The organism is Photobacterium sp. GB-50 (assembly GCF_003026755.1).
Taxonomy (GTDB): domain Bacteria; phylum Pseudomonadota; class Gammaproteobacteria; order Enterobacterales; family Vibrionaceae; genus Photobacterium.
In genome coordinates this window covers 464,442-478,751 of record NZ_PYNX01000001.1, presented here as the reverse complement: position 1 = coordinate 478,751, position 14,310 = coordinate 464,442, and the positions used below count along the sequence as shown (strand labels likewise).

Here is a 14,310-nt window from a genome sequence, read left to right as displayed (position 1 = left end):
GTAATTAACAAGGATTGTAATATGAAGCAAATTGATCCCGGTTTTGTCCATGATATTAGTAACCTAGACCGTCTACGTGCGGGTATTGGCGAAGATTCAAAGGGATCATTGCGTCAGGCGGCTAATCAGTTTGAGTCTATCTTTACTCAGATGTTATTTAAGTCAATGCGCGAAGCGAACGAAGCGTTTGAATCTGATTTAATGAGCAGCAATAACAGTAAGTTTTATCAGCAAATGCATGATGAGCAGATGTCATCTCAACTAAGCACCACTGGAAGTTTGGGCTTGGCTGATATGATTGTTAAGCAATTGGGTGGCGAAGATAACGAGCAAAAGCCGCATACTCCAACGACAGATTTATTCCCGAAAAAAGACAATACGGATCCATTGCAGATTCGCCCAATCGATAATAAATCCCAGCCATTAAAACTACCGCAACGAGAAGATCAAAACAGTGTTGCGGCACAACAGGTATTAGAAAAATATAAGCAGCGACTACAAACTGCCGATATTCAGCCGCCATTACGACAACCTGAACCTGATCGTTTTGAAACGCCACAAGCATTTGTTGATCATATGGCACCGTATGCGACTAAAGCGGCACGCGCTTTGGGAACCGATCCCGCAATGTTGATAGCGCAAGCGGCGTTAGAAACAGGCTGGGGTAAAAAAGTGATCAAAAATGCGGCAGGAACGAGTAACAACTTATTTAATATTAAAGCCGATCCACGTTGGAGTGGGCAAAAGGTTGCCACGCGTACATTGGAATATCATAACGGTGTTGCTGTACAAGAAAATGCGGCGTTTCGCTCTTATGGCTCTTATCAAGATAGCTTTCAAGATTTTGTGAAGTTCTTACAACAGAACCCACGTTATTCAACTGCGTTAAAACATAGTGGTGAGCCGAATCAATTTATTCGAGAAATACATAAAGCAGGGTATGCCACCGATCCTAATTACAGTAATAAAGTATTAGCAGTAATGAAAAAGGTGAAAACATTAATGTAAAAAGAAGGGATATATAAAAAAAGCGAATTAAAATAAAACATTTATATTCTATCAAATAATATTTGATGGAAGGCTTTTAGTATCTGAAATATAGGGTTATACAACAATGTCAATAATGTTCGATACCATTTTAATTAGATCGTTACTTTCAAATAAAGCATTTTCTACTTCTTTTTCAGGTACTTGCTTTTCTTCTGTTTTTTTATCGTCAAAATGATCATTAACGAGTGGCACAACAACTTCTTTTAATGCGTAACCAATTAATCCTGATACTAATAAGTTCATAATCATTATCCTTTATGTTTTATTTTAATTTGGGTTGAGCTTTTAAATTATAAACAAATAGCGATTTATTACCATCTTTAAATACTCAAAAATAATCGTTTAATTAAAAAAACTTTTATTATTTTTAATTGGTTCGATTTTTGCAAAGAAGCTATCGTAATGCACGCCTTATATGAATAAGCGTCATTAAGATTGATATAAAACATCACGTTGTTAATGAGTTAGGGAATTAATATGGCGTCGGATTTAATGCAGCTTGGTATCAGTGGTTTGCGTACATCGCAAAAGCAACTTGATGTAACCAGCCATAATATTAGTAACGTGCATACCGCAGGTTATAGCCGTCAGGTGGTCGATCAAAAAGCGGCCGATGCACAATGGAGCGGCGGTAACTATTACGGCAGTGGTGCGTACATTGATAGCGTTAATCGTGCTTATGATCAGTTTGCTGCCCGTGAATTAACCCTCTCTACCACCCAGCTTGAAGCTTCAAATGTTCGTCAACAGCACATGATGATGCTGGATGATTTCACCTCAAAAAGTGCTGTTAACACCGTTAATAGCATGAATAATTTTTATAACTCGGTACGTTCATTGTCAGATCACCCTAACGATCTTGGCTCTCGTCAAACCGTGTTAGAGCATGCCGAACAAGCGGCAAGAAGTTTTAATAATTCTTATGAGACGTTAACCAATATTCGTCGAGATGTGAATGAGCAACTGGATGTAACACTTGAGCGTGTGAATGCATTAGGGCAAGAACTTGCCGCTATTAATACCAGTTTACAAGGCATGCCTGATGGCGATAAAAACCATGACTTGCTGGATAAACAACGAGGCTTAATTAATGAATTAGCCAAATATACCAAAGTGACAGTATTGGCGGATAAAGGCAGCCTTGCCGATAAAGTCATTATTGGTAGCGGTGATACCTTGGTTTCTGGCGTTGAATCATCACAATTAAAAATGGTTAATGGTGATCCTGATTTGGAAGACAAACAGATGGCATTAATTAATGGGAATCAAGCCAAAGCCATTAAAAGTGATCACATTGGCGGCGGATTAGGTGCCATGTTGTCGATCCGTGATGATGTAATAGATAAAAGCCTCGATGAAATGGGGCGAATGGCGATTGGCTTTTCAAAGCAAATAAACGATTTGCAGCAATCGGGTACCGATCTCTCAGGTGCGGTTGGAGGTGCTATTTTTTATGATGTTAACAACCCTAACTTAATGAAAGAGCGAGTATTAAAGCCATTAGGTAGCCAAACTGACATTGATGTCAAAATTGATGATGTAAATGCGTTAAAAACGGGAGAATACCAGCTTACAACTGAATTTGATGGTACTGATTATAGTTTTCGCTTAATCGATCCCGCTGGCAATGAGATGAAACAGTCAAACGGCAATCCACTTATATCTCCAACGGCGACAATGCCTTTATCAGTCAGTGTCGATGGTTTAACGTTAACCATGAATACTGTGATGGGCAATCCCCCTGCGGCAGGACAAAGTGAGACCGTCATCATTCAGCCGATGCGTCGTGGTGCGGCAAACATTAGCGTGGAGATGTCAGATCCTCGTGGCCTAGCAGGGAATAAAATATCCAGTATTGAAGCTAACCCAAATAACGTTGGAACAGCAGAGCTCAATAAAGCCGGCGGGTTAGTGCCTGACCAATTAGCGGGCACCTACAGAGTCGACATTATTAACAGCGCTGATTTAACAGCGACCAATAATGCAAGTAACACTGGTACAGCGACGCTGACGGCTATTCAAGCTGCTGGTGCCACAGTGGCACAAGGCACGTATACCCTTAGCTTAAATGGTGCGGGCGATAAACTTAGCATGGTAGATGCTGCAAATAATCCGATTAATTTAGTGGATGCTACGGGTGCTGTTGTTAACGAGCTAGACTATCCACTGACAACAACGGGCAATGTATTAACCATGGTTGCTAGCAATGGTGATCAAATCAGCGTAGCAAGTTTAACTTCAGGTGCAGCGATTGGTGATACGTTTACGTTAGCCATCACCGCTTCTGACAAGTTAACAGTAACGAATACTCAAACGAACACCCTAATGGATTTAAAAGATGATGCGGGTAATACCGTCCAATCACTGGCTTATCCATTAACTAACGTGAGTAAAGAAATTACCTTTGCAGGCCAAACAGCCCCGACATTGTCACTGACGGATAATGGTCAAGTTGGAGATAACTTCACGGTGACTTTAGGCCGGACTAATGCGGTAGGTGGCAACAGTAACTTCTTAGCAATGCAGCAAATTCAGCATGGCAAAACCATGAATGAGGGCAAATCGAGTGTGATTGATTTGTTTGAAGGGTTAGCAACAGACATTGGTATGTTAAAGAATAATGCGGATAAAACTGCAGAAGTCAATCAATTGGATTTTGATGCCGCGTCCGAGCGAGTATCGAACTTATCGGGTGTTAATCTTGATGAAGAAGCCGCTAATCTTATGAAGTTCCAGCAATCTTACATGGCATCATCTCGGATCATGTCAGTGGCTAAAGAAACCTTTGATACCTTAATGCGTACCGTGTAGTAGGAGTAAATCATGATTAACCGAGTTTCTACTGCTAGCCAGTATCAAAGTTTAACCTCGAATTTAATGCGTAAGCAGGGTGAACTAAATACCAGTAATGAACATTTAGCGACGGGTCGACGCGTATTAACCGCCGGTGATGATCCTGTTTCATCAGTAATGATTCAGAATTATCGTCAAGAGCAGACACTCATCACGCAATATCAAGATGCGATAACATTAGCGACCAACCGCATGAATGTGACGGAATCAACGTTAACGGGTGTAGAGAACAATCTTGATGTGACGAAACAAAAAGTCATTCGCATGATCAATGGTGCTATGGCTGCAGAAGATCGCAGTGCCTTTAAAGATGAATTGCAGAGCCTTTATGATGAGTTATTGGGGCTGGCAAATACACAAGATGAATCGGGTAACTATATTTTTGCAGGTACACAATCAGCCACCAAACCGTTTATGCAAAATGGACAAACGCCACCAACCATTGTTTATCAAGGGGATGATCAAGCGCGTCATAGCCAAATAGATAAAAACTTAGAGGTGAAGACCAGCTTAACGGGTAATGATGTCTTCATGGCGATACCCAACCCTTACGGTGATTACCGGCCTGACTTTTCTGGTTTACAACCAGACTCGCAGCTACATGTTTTAACGGCAACAAATAGCAATCCTAATGACAGCAACAATTACAGTGTTAAGTTTGTCGATAATGCTGGTGTAATGGAATATCAACTTTATCAAGGGGACCCAACAACGGGGGTACTATTAGATCAAAATACTTATGATCCTAAAGTGGGGGTAAACTTTGATCTCGCAGCTGCTGGTGGTGCGGGGACGTTAGACTTTCAATTTGATGGTGAAATCAAACTGGGTGATAGTGTCGCGTTAACCCCGAGTAAAACCTTTAACGTTTTAGACTCTCTTCAAGATGCGATTAACAACGCAGAGCAGCCAACGTCATCAGCAGAAGGTAATGCCAATTTACAACGTGTAATTGATGATTTAAATGGCGCATTCATTCACATGAACCAGCAGCGCTCGCAGGTTGGTAGTGTGTTACAAACCCTTGATAGACAAGGCGAACAACACAAAGATTTTGAATTAACCTTGAATAAAGCACAAAGCGGCTTAGAAGATCTTGATTACAGCAAAGCGATCATTGATATGAATGAACAATCAATGGCACTGCAAGCATCACAGGCTGCGTTTAATAAGACAAAAGAACTCACATTATTTAATTATTTATAGCTATCTGCCATAGAATTAAGCGGCAATAAATTGCCGCTTTTTTTGTCTAACTTACTGTAAAAAAATAAAGTTAACCCTTGATAAGAAAAAAATAAAAAAAAACATTAAAGCATTTTCTCGCCGTGCCGTTAAAGAAATCACAACAGGAAATACTTAGTTAGCCCGGGAATCGCTGGGTATCAAATCAAGGAGCTACAATTATGGCTGTTACAGTTAATACTAACGTCTCTGCAATGACCGCCCAGCGTTACCTAAACGGTGCAAGCAACGGCGTTGCTAATAGCATGGAAAAACTTTCTTCTGGTCTTCGCATTAACTCTGCAAAAGATGATGCTGCAGGTCTTCAAATCTCAAACCGTTTAACCAGCCAAACAAACGGTCTAAACGTAGCAATGCGTAATGCCAACGACGGTATCTCAATGGCGCAAACCGCTGAAGGCGCGATGTCAGAAACAACAAACATGCTTCAACGTATGCGTGATTTGTCTCTTCAAGCAGCGAATGGCTCAAACTCAGCTGAAGACCGTGAAGCACTTCAAAAAGAAGTAAGTGCCTTACAAACAGAAATGACCCGTATTGCAGATACTACAACGTTTGGTGGTCAACAGTTATTAGATGGTACTTTCGGTACGAAATCCTTCCAAGTTGGCTCAAATGCGAATGAGACTATTGATGTTTCATTATCAAGTGTTGCTTCTGGCGATATTGGTCAACACCAGAAATCAGGTGCTGGTACTGTATTTGGCGCAGCAGCAGCAGCAGGCACAGCATACGGTTTAGCAACAGGCGCAACTGATATAGTTTTATCAGGTCCAAATGGTGTTTCAGCTGCTACTGATATTTCAACAATGGATGCTAAAGCAGCAGCTGATGCCTTGAGTGCATTGGGTACTGGTGTTGAAGCTAAGGCTACGGCTCGTGTTGAGTTGGATAATTTGACTGCTTCCGATACTGGTACACTGGAGATTGGTACAACAAGTTATGACTTAAGCTCTTATAATGGTGATATGTCTGAGCTTGCAAGTGATATCGGTAAAGATGGTTATAATGCTACTTATGATAAGTCTACAGGTAAATTGCAGATCGAAGCTGAAGATGTTGCAGGTATTAAAGCTGTAGGTCCTGCAGGCGGTACATTAACTATGGCGGCAGTTGATCCTTCAACGGGAGTTGCTGGTACAGCTGCTACTGTTAATGTTGGTGGTGCTGTAGTTAATTCTGAATTAACTTTTAGTTCTAGTGATAAGTTTACGGTAACTGGTACTGCTACAGCCATTACTACTGCAGCTGGTAACTCATCTTTAAGTACTGTTAAAGATATCGATATTACAAGTCAGAGTGGTGCTCAAGGCGCACTAGACGTTATTGACGCAGCTATTGCTGGGATTGACTCACAACGAGCAGATTTGGGTGCGGTACAAAACCGTTTTAACCACACGCTAAATAACCTTGCGAACATCAATGAAAACGTAAATGCATCAAACAGCCGTATTAAAGATGTCGATTTCGCAGCTGAAACCACTAACATGACGAAGAACCAAATTCTGCAACAAGCAAGTACTTCAATTCTTGCGCAAGCTAAGCAGATCCCACAAGCGGCACTTAGCCTACTGGGTTAATCATTCAAATGAAGCCCTGTATATTCAATACAGGGCTTTTTACTTACAGCGATATCGCTAAGGACTGGCTATGGCGATCAATCCGATAACTATCTTTTCATCGTCTTTAACCTCTAATCAGGATATGGAAGGCGATAAGAAAGTTCGTCACACTTCCCCTCAAGGTGTAGAGCAACAAACTGTTAGCTCTGAATCTTCCCTATCATCGATAAAGGCTGTTAATCCTATTGATTCCAGTGACATTGACGATCCCCTTAATTCATCTTTGCTAGAGCAAAAGTCGGAACAAGAGAGAATTAAGCAGATTGAAATGGCATTACAATCTGCCAATCGTTCGTTACGTTTCCATCAAGATGATGAGTCAGGTAAACCAATTGCCACCATAGTTGATAACAAAACGGGTGAAGTTATTCGCCAAGTTCCGGCACAAGAATTGCTAGATTTAAACAAAAATTTGGCCAAGTACGGTTTAGGCTCGTTAAGTCATAAAGTGTAAAAGGAAAACTCATGGGGTTAAGTGCAGGTGGTTTAGCTTCTGGCTTAGATGTGGCGGGCATGACGCAACAATTGGTTGCCGCCGAGCGTACGCCAAAAGAGCAACGCATTAAAGAGCAGCAACAAAAACTGGAAGTACAGTTAAGTGGCTACGGGCAAATTAAATCGGCGGTATCTGGTTTAGAAGATATGGTGAAAAAATTTGCTGAAGATAAAGTATTTGCAGGTCAATCAGCTAAATCATCTGAGAAAGATTTTGTCTCTGTTGAAGCATCAGATAAAGCAAAAAATGGTAGTTATACCGTTGAAGTGTTAGAAATTGCCAAATCTCATAAAGTGGTCACTAACAGTGCTTTTGATGCCGATCCTAAAGCACAACTGGGATCGGGCGATTTGGAAATTACCGTTGATGGTAAAACCATGTCTGTCACCATTGATCAAGATAAAAGCAGCTTAAAAGATGTACTGAATGCAATTAACAATTCTGCAGATAACCCTGGTGTAACGGCAACAGTTATTAATGATGCCAATGGTTCGAAAATTGTTTTTTCAAGCACTGATACCGGTGTTGCCAATGAAATTTCTATTGATGCTTCAGGGATGACGGGCGAGCTAGCCAAATTAAGCTTTGATCCTGCCAATCCAACAGCCAATGCCGATATGGTTGAGATGCAAAACGGTGTTGATGCCAAAATAAAAATTGATAACTTCACCGAGATCACTAGTAGTAGTAATAAAATCGAAGATGCCATTGAAGGTGTGACGCTTGATATTAAAAAACTCACAAATACTGACGATGTTAAGTTCGCAACGATTGATATCACCAACGACACTTCAACGGCAAAGTCTTCAATTGAAGACTTTGTTGAAAAGTACAATGAGTTTATCGATACCGCTGATAGTTTAAGTAAATACGATACAGAGTCTAAATCTAGTGGGCCATTAAACGGTGATAGTTTAACCCGTTCAATTATCAGTCAAATGCGAAATATGATGAATGCGGGTATCGAAGTTGATGGTAGAACTTATAGCTTAAGTGACTTTGGTATTACCACTGACCGTTATGGAAAAATCGAGATTGATGATGAAAAGTTAGATGAGTCTTTAAAAGATAATTTTAATGCATTTAATTCTTTCTTCCATACCGATGAAAAAGGCTTTCTTGATAAGGCTGAAGCTATTTTTAAAGGTTACACCAGTTCAACGGACGGCTCTCTAACCAATAAAGAGAAAAGTTTAAAAGAGCAGCAAGACAGATTAAACGATGATATGGATGATTTAAATGAGCGAATGAAAGCTTATGAAGAACGAACCTATCAACAGTTTACCGCGATGGATGCAGCTATTGGAAAAATGAATAATCAGCTGAATACCATGATGAGCCTAATGACATTTTAAAGTGAATGAAAAATGGAAAAATTAACTCAACTCGAACAGCAGATTGAACAGCTTTTGCAGCAGCAAGATTATCCTGATGATTTTCCTCAACAATTGGAAAATTTGGTTGCTCTGCGTCATCAAGAAGTAGAAAACATCTTAGGGCAACCGGATTTAACGCGTGTCGTGTTTGATGATGTGGTTGCACGAACGAAAGCATTAAAAAGCTTAATTCAAAAACACAAAGACATTATTGGCGAGCGATTAGTGCGTTCTAAAAAGAGCAAACAATCGTTATCACTGTATAGCAATATTCAACAAAACGGTTTATAGCCTTCTTGGTTTTGTTGATTTTGATTTCACTTATTAAATAAGGGATTACATCATGCGTGGTTCTCTTCAGGCATATAAAAAAGTTTCAGTAAACGCACAATTAGCCAGTGCTTCTCCTCACCGTATTATTCAAATGCTGTATGCAGGGGCGATTGAGCGTTTAATTCAAGGAAAAGCGGCAATGGAGCAAGGCAATGTTGCGGTTAAATGCGAGCGTTTAAGCAAAGCATTAGATATTGTACTAAGTCTGCGTGATTGCTTATCAATGGAAGACGGTGGTGATATTTCCAAGAACCTTGATGCCCTATATGAGTTTATGGCTGCAGAGATCAGCCGAGCAAATGCCGAAAACCAAACTAAGCCCATTGATGATGTGATTGGTATGCTACGTGAGATCAAATCAGCGTGGGATCAAATCCCAACTGAGTATCATCATTTAAGTGAAGCGAGTTAATTAATAAAGTTAAGTGTTAAAATGCATATAGGCAGGATAACACTATAAAAAATGGTAATAACTCTTCAAATATAGGATGAATAGCTGTAAATGCGCAATATTCGTCCTATTGTTTTATCTATCCTTGTATTGGTATCACACCTTTCCGTTATCAAATATTGCCTTCTCCTATGGTTTAATTACAATAGATACCAATAATATTGGCAGTGGTTCGCATTTCTATTAAATAAGCCAATAATTACATCATTTTATGAAGGCAGGCTATATCCATTCTATGCAAGGTTTAGCAAAGACACTCGTTATTGAGGACGATCAACAGCAACGTCATGATCTCAGTGTAATTCTGGGGTTTGTTGGTGAGCAGTGTGAAATTATCTCGTCACAGAGTATTGATGCATCATTATGGCAGCAGTCATGGGGCGCATGTTTACTGGGCAATATTGAAGTAAATAAACATTTATCTCATATCGTAGATGCATTAAAAATTCATGCCCATATTCCTGTTGTATCGCTTGGAAATCACCGTGCTCATCTTTCTGGTTTAGCGAATTATGTTGGCGATCTAGAGTTACCTTTGCATTATAACCAACTCGTTGATGCTTTCCGTCATTGCCAAGAATACATGGGTAAACGTGCTTACCAAGTTCCTCAGCTAGGGCGTAAAAATACCTTATTCCGTAGCATGGTTGGTAGTAGCTCTACAATTAGTCAGATCCGTCACCTTATGGAGCAAGTGGCTGCTTGTGATGCCAGTGTGCTGATTTTAGGTGAATCTGGTACAGGCAAAGAAGTCGTGGCACGTAACGTTCATTATCACTCTGCGCGTGGTAAAGGTCCGTTTGTTCCTGTTAACTGTGGTGCTATTCCGCCAGATTTACTGGAAAGTGAATTGTTTGGTCATGAAAAAGGGGCATTTACTGGTGCGATTTCTGCACGTAAAGGCCGTTTTGAATTAGCTGAAGGTGGTACGTTATTTCTTGATGAAATCGGTGATATGCCGATGTCGATGCAAGTTAAGCTCCTACGCGTTTTGCAAGAACGAAGCTTTGAACGTGTTGGTGGTAGTCAAACCATTAAAACCAACGTACGTATTGTTGCAGCAACACACCGCGATTTAGACAAAATGATCCATGAGAATTTATTCCGTGAAGATTTGTACTATCGCCTTAATGTTTTTCCTATTGATATGCCCGCATTGCGTGAACGTATTGAGGATTTGCCTTTATTACTTCAAGAGTTGCTTACTCGAATGGAAGCTGAAGGTGCGAAACGCATTCACTTCACACCGCGTGCGATTAATTCATTAATGGAGCATAACTGGCCGGGTAACGTACGTGAACTTGCAAACCTTGTTGAGCGTTTATGTATTCTGTACCCCGGTGAAATGGTCGATACTAATCATTTGCCGATTAAGTATCGCTACGGCCAACTTCCTGACTTTACGCCAGAAAGTTCTCAACCAAGTGTTGAGGAATTAGAGCAAGAAGCATTAGCAAGTATGTTTTCATCATATGAAGATGAGCAAACAGGTGTAAATAGCGAGCTTCCTCCTGAAGGGCTAAATTTAAAAGAAATGTTAGCTGATCTTGAAGTTGATATGATCAAGCAAGCGTTAGATGCTCAGTCAGGTGTTGTTGCAAGGGCGGCTGATATGCTTGGTATGCGACGCACTACGTTAGTAGAAAAAATGCGTAAATATGGTCTGAATAAAGAAGGCTTATAGAGCGTCATGAATTTATACAAAGCCGATGCCATTAATTTGACATCGGCTTTTTTATTCCTCATAGCAATCGAAATAGCAGGTTGTTAATACATCACTTTCAACAGAGCGGGCTAACAATCACTTTCTTTTAATTTATTTTTAGCAATAACCTCTCAAAAAACTGCTGCCAATCTGTATTTTTTTAGCCAATTCCATAAAACTCTAATATATTGTCATTTTTTTGACATTGTTTTTTTGTCATGACTATTTTGTAATTGCATGATTTAAAAGAATAATACATGGCATGTAAATTGCTTTTTTATGAATTAGATTGGATTTTTTGTTATTAGGTTTCATGCATGGATGATAAAGCGGTTGTGATTGGGGCATTAGAACAACAAGTTGAACGTTATCAACAAGTGCTGGAAGTGATGCCTGTTGGTGTCATTTTACTCGATCCTAAAGGCATTATTTGTGAAACCAATAATGAAGCATTACGTTTGCTCGGCGAGCCCCTTGAAGGTGAACGTTGGGTAGATATTATCCAGCGCTGTTTTCAGCCTCAGGAAGATGATGGACACGAAATTTCACTGCGCTCTGGCGCTAAGGTAAAATTAGCTATTTCAGCCTCTTCGGCTGGACAGTTAATTGTCATTACAGACATGACAGAAACGCGCCGATTACAATCACGATTAAGTGAAATGCAGCGACTGTCATCATTAGGAAAAATGGTGGCATCCTTGGCGCATCAAGTCAGAACACCATTATCGAGTGCGATGTTATACGCCGCTAATTTATCAGCCCCTAACTTGCCAGTAACAACCCGTGAACGCTTCCAAAGTAAACTTGTCGATCGTCTTCAAGATCTTGAAAAACAAGTTAATGATATGCTGCTGTTCGCCAAAGGTGGTGATAATAAAGTGGTTAATTGTTTTTCATTAGAAAGTTTACTTAATAGTATGGAAAACATGGTTGAAGCCTTGGTGATGAGCCAAAATGTTGATTTTAGTATTGACTGTGATGATGAATCACTGGCTATTTTAGGCAATGAAAATGCACTGGCGAGCGCTATCAGTAACCTAATTACAAACGCTATCCAAATGTCAGGTAAAGGCTGTACTGTTGCTGTGTCTTGTTATGCCGTAGGTGACGAAATTTTGTTATCAGTCACTGATAATGGCCCCGGTATTGCGACAGAGCTCCAAAGCAAGGTCTTAGAGCCTTTCTTTACCACTCGAAAACAAGGTACAGGGTTGGGATTAGCCGTTGTTCAAATGGTGGCACTCGCGCATCGTGGCAAGTTGTCTTTAATATCAGAGTTAGGTAAAGGGGCATGCTTTACTTTAACCCTTCCCATTGCCTCACAGCAGAATATGCAATCACAGTTAGCCGCATCGTGAGCATTAAAGTGCCAGAGCTTACTCATGGAGAGAAGAGATGAATCAAACGAGAGTCTTAGTAGTCGAAGATGATGAAGGATTACGTGAAGCATTGGTTGATACGTTAGCGTTAGCTGGCTATCAATGGATTGAAGCGGAAAGCGCAGAGCATGCTTTAGTGATCATGAAGTCGGAAACGGTTGATATCGTTGTCTCTGATGTACAAATGGCAGGGATGGATGGATTAGCATTACTTCGCAGTATTAAATTAAATTGGCCTAAAATCCCAGTACTATTAATGACGGCTTACGCCAATATTGAAGATGCAGTCGCGGCAATGCGTGAAGGTGCGATTGATTATATGGCAAAACCCTTTGCCCCTGAAGTGCTGTTAAACATGGTCGGGCGTTATGCGCCGATAAAAAAACAAAGCAGTAAAACCGTTGTTGCTGATCCGAAAAGTATCAAGTTATTAGCACTTGCTGATAAGGTCGCAAAAACGGAGGCGAATGTGATGGTGCTAGGGCCGAGTGGCTCAGGAAAGGAAGTACTGTCTCGTTATATCCATGATAACTCCGAGCGTAAAGATGGGCCCTTTATTGCCATTAACTGCGCTGCCATTCCTGAAAATATGCTTGAAGCGACCTTATTTGGCTATGAAAAAGGTGCATTTACGGGGGCGATTCAAGCCTGTCCGGGTAAATTTGAGCAAGCGCAAGGTGGTACCTTATTGCTTGATGAAATCAGTGAAATGGATTTAGGCTTACAGGCAAAATTATTGCGTGTATTGCAAGAACGTGAAGTTGAACGTCTAGGTGGCCGCAAAAGCATTAAGTTAGATGTACGTATTCTTGCGACCAGTAACCGTGAACTTAAAACTTATGTGGCAGAAGGGCATTTTCGTGAAGATTTGTACTACCGACTTAATGTCTTCCCAATTGCTTGGCCTGCTTTAGCTGAACGTCAGGGCGATATTCTGCCTTTAGCGGCATTATTTGCAGAGCGACACAGTATCAAACAAGGAAATGTGGTACCAAGTATAAGCCAAGCTGCACAAGATAAATTAGTGCAATACCCGTGGCCTGGGAATGTGCGAGAATTAGATAACGTTATTCAACGCGCGTTAATTCTTTGCGATAACAACCACATTCAACAGCAAGATATTTTATTAGAACATTTTGATTGGTTAGATACGGAAATGCCTCAAAGTGTGCCAGAGCCTGAACCTTGCGTTGTGGCTGCTCGTCCTAAACCGGCGGCAACGGGAGAAGGGCTGGGTAGTGAGTTACGTGAACAAGAGTTTAGTATTATTTTAGATACTTTAATCGCCTGTGAAGGCAGCCGTAAAGATGTGGCAGAGCAGTTAGGGATCAGTCCTCGAACTTTGCGCTATAAATTGGCGAAAATGCGTGATGCAGGTATTGAAATTCCTGCGTAGTGAGCGGTTAAAATAAATACATTGATAGAGAGAATCACGGAATGAAAGTAAACGGATTACAAGCAGAAATGCAAGCAATGAGACTGGATGCTCAAAATACCACTTCCCCTGCAACAGCCCAACAAGTGAGCTCTGATTTTGGCAATCTTTTGAGTGATGCATTGCAATCTGTGAATCAGATACAAGGGCAATCCAGTGAGTTAGCAACGCGTTTTGATCAAGGTGATCGTAGCGTTTCATTAGCAGATGTCATGATTGCAAGAAATAAGTCTAGTGTGGCGTTTGAAGCAACCGTACAAGTTCGCAATAAAATGGTACAAGCGTACAAAGAATTAATGAATATGCCGGTATAAGCCTGACTTTTTAAAGTATGGAAAGTAACACCGTTATTCTTGCAGTTTATG

Annotated in this window: 13 protein-coding genes; 12 read left to right on the top strand and 1 reads right to left on the bottom strand. The window is 40.6% G+C overall.

Features of this window, described 5'->3' with window-relative positions; all coding sequences use genetic code 11:
- The first annotated feature begins 21 nt into the window (after positions 1 to 21).
- Positions 22 to 1,008, top strand: a complete 987-nt coding sequence (flgJ, locus tag C9J41_RS02100) for a flagellar assembly peptidoglycan hydrolase FlgJ (RefSeq protein ID WP_107294139.1) — start codon at positions 22 to 24, stop codon at positions 1,006 to 1,008.
- Between the two features lie 96 nt (positions 1,009 to 1,104).
- Here the strand turns inward: flgJ and C9J41_RS02095 are convergent, their stop codons facing one another.
- Positions 1,105 to 1,293 carry a flagellar hook protein gene (locus C9J41_RS02095; protein WP_107205483.1) on the bottom strand — a complete coding sequence of 63 codons (189 nt, stop codon included), beginning with the start codon at positions 1,291 to 1,293 and terminating at the stop codon, positions 1,105 to 1,107.
- 234 nt (positions 1,294 to 1,527) lie between these two features.
- Here C9J41_RS02095 and flgK point away from each other — a divergent pair, with 234 nt between their 5' ends.
- The 11 genes from flgK (at position 1,528) to fliE (ending at position 14,259) form a co-directional block, all read left to right on the top strand.
- On the top strand, positions 1,528 to 3,861 hold the full coding sequence (gene flgK, locus C9J41_RS02090) for a flagellar hook-associated protein FlgK (protein WP_107245634.1): 2,334 nt from the start codon (positions 1,528 to 1,530) through the stop codon (positions 3,859 to 3,861).
- Between the two features lie 12 nt (positions 3,862 to 3,873).
- Positions 3,874 to 5,109: a flagellar hook-associated protein FlgL gene (gene flgL, locus C9J41_RS02085; RefSeq protein WP_107259326.1), complete on the top strand. Its 1,236-nt coding sequence runs from the start codon at positions 3,874 to 3,876 to the stop codon at positions 5,107 to 5,109.
- Between the two features lie 200 nt (positions 5,110 to 5,309).
- Positions 5,310 to 6,728, top strand: coding sequence for a flagellin (locus tag C9J41_RS02080; RefSeq protein WP_107259328.1), 1,419 nt, complete (start codon positions 5,310 to 5,312; stop codon positions 6,726 to 6,728).
- Between the two features lie 70 nt (positions 6,729 to 6,798).
- Complete coding sequence (locus C9J41_RS02075) at positions 6,799 to 7,224, top strand: flagellar protein FlaG (RefSeq protein WP_107205487.1); 426 nt, start codon at positions 6,799 to 6,801, stop codon at positions 7,222 to 7,224.
- An 11-nt stretch (positions 7,225 to 7,235) separates the two neighbouring features.
- Positions 7,236 to 8,621, top strand: coding sequence for a flagellar filament capping protein FliD (gene fliD, locus C9J41_RS02070; protein ID WP_107205488.1), 1,386 nt, complete (start codon positions 7,236 to 7,238; stop codon positions 8,619 to 8,621).
- A 12-nt stretch (positions 8,622 to 8,633) separates the two neighbouring features.
- Positions 8,634 to 8,933, top strand: coding sequence for a flagellar biosynthesis protein FliS (locus C9J41_RS02065; RefSeq protein ID WP_107205489.1), 300 nt, complete (start codon positions 8,634 to 8,636; stop codon positions 8,931 to 8,933).
- A gap of 52 nt (positions 8,934 to 8,985) precedes the next feature.
- Positions 8,986 to 9,387 carry a flagellar export chaperone FliS gene (fliS, locus tag C9J41_RS02060; RefSeq protein ID WP_107205490.1) on the top strand — a complete coding sequence of 134 codons (402 nt, stop codon included), beginning with the start codon at positions 8,986 to 8,988 and terminating at the stop codon, positions 9,385 to 9,387.
- 274 nt (positions 9,388 to 9,661) lie between these two features.
- Positions 9,662 to 11,110 (top strand): sigma-54 dependent transcriptional regulator, encoded by a 1,449-nt coding sequence (locus tag C9J41_RS02055; RefSeq protein WP_107205491.1) that lies wholly within the window; start codon positions 9,662 to 9,664, stop codon positions 11,108 to 11,110.
- 338 nt (positions 11,111 to 11,448) lie between these two features.
- Positions 11,449 to 12,489, top strand: coding sequence for a PAS domain-containing sensor histidine kinase (locus C9J41_RS02050; RefSeq protein ID WP_107205492.1), 1,041 nt, complete (start codon positions 11,449 to 11,451; stop codon positions 12,487 to 12,489).
- Positions 12,490 to 12,526: 37 nt separating this feature from the next.
- Positions 12,527 to 13,906 (top strand): sigma-54 dependent transcriptional regulator, encoded by a 1,380-nt coding sequence (locus C9J41_RS02045; RefSeq protein ID WP_107259334.1) that lies wholly within the window; start codon positions 12,527 to 12,529, stop codon positions 13,904 to 13,906.
- Positions 13,907 to 13,947: 41 nt separating this feature from the next.
- Positions 13,948 to 14,259 (top strand): flagellar hook-basal body complex protein FliE, encoded by a 312-nt coding sequence (gene fliE, locus C9J41_RS02040; RefSeq protein WP_107205494.1) that lies wholly within the window; start codon positions 13,948 to 13,950, stop codon positions 14,257 to 14,259.
- Positions 14,260 to 14,310: the final 51 nt, after the last annotated feature.

Bases quoted from the DNA above. Each gene is read 5' to 3' on its own strand.
- C9J41_RS02045 (WP_107259334.1), top strand. From the start codon at position 12,527: ATGAATCAAACGAGAGTCTTAGTAGTCGAAGATGATGAAGGATTACGT.
- flgL (WP_107259326.1), top strand. From the start codon at position 3,874: ATGATTAACCGAGTTTCTACTGCTAGCCAGTATCAAAGTTTAACCTCG.
- C9J41_RS02065 (WP_107205489.1), top strand. From the start codon at position 8,634: ATGGAAAAATTAACTCAACTCGAACAGCAGATTGAACAGCTTTTGCAG.
- C9J41_RS02080 (WP_107259328.1), top strand. From the start codon at position 5,310: ATGGCTGTTACAGTTAATACTAACGTCTCTGCAATGACCGCCCAGCGT.
- flgK (WP_107245634.1), top strand. From the start codon at position 1,528: ATGGCGTCGGATTTAATGCAGCTTGGTATCAGTGGTTTGCGTACATCG.
- fliD (WP_107205488.1), top strand. From the start codon at position 7,236: ATGGGGTTAAGTGCAGGTGGTTTAGCTTCTGGCTTAGATGTGGCGGGC.
- C9J41_RS02095 (WP_107205483.1), bottom strand. From the start codon at position 1,293: ATGAACTTATTAGTATCAGGATTAATTGGTTACGCATTAAAAGAAGTT.
- C9J41_RS02075 (WP_107205487.1), top strand. From the start codon at position 6,799: ATGGCGATCAATCCGATAACTATCTTTTCATCGTCTTTAACCTCTAAT.
- C9J41_RS02055 (WP_107205491.1), top strand. From the start codon at position 9,662: ATGCAAGGTTTAGCAAAGACACTCGTTATTGAGGACGATCAACAGCAA.
- flgJ (WP_107294139.1), top strand. From the start codon at position 22: ATGAAGCAAATTGATCCCGGTTTTGTCCATGATATTAGTAACCTAGAC.
- fliE (WP_107205494.1), top strand. From the start codon at position 13,948: ATGAAAGTAAACGGATTACAAGCAGAAATGCAAGCAATGAGACTGGAT.
- fliS (WP_107205490.1), top strand. From the start codon at position 8,986: ATGCGTGGTTCTCTTCAGGCATATAAAAAAGTTTCAGTAAACGCACAA.
- C9J41_RS02050 (WP_107205492.1), top strand. From the start codon at position 11,449: ATGGATGATAAAGCGGTTGTGATTGGGGCATTAGAACAACAAGTTGAA.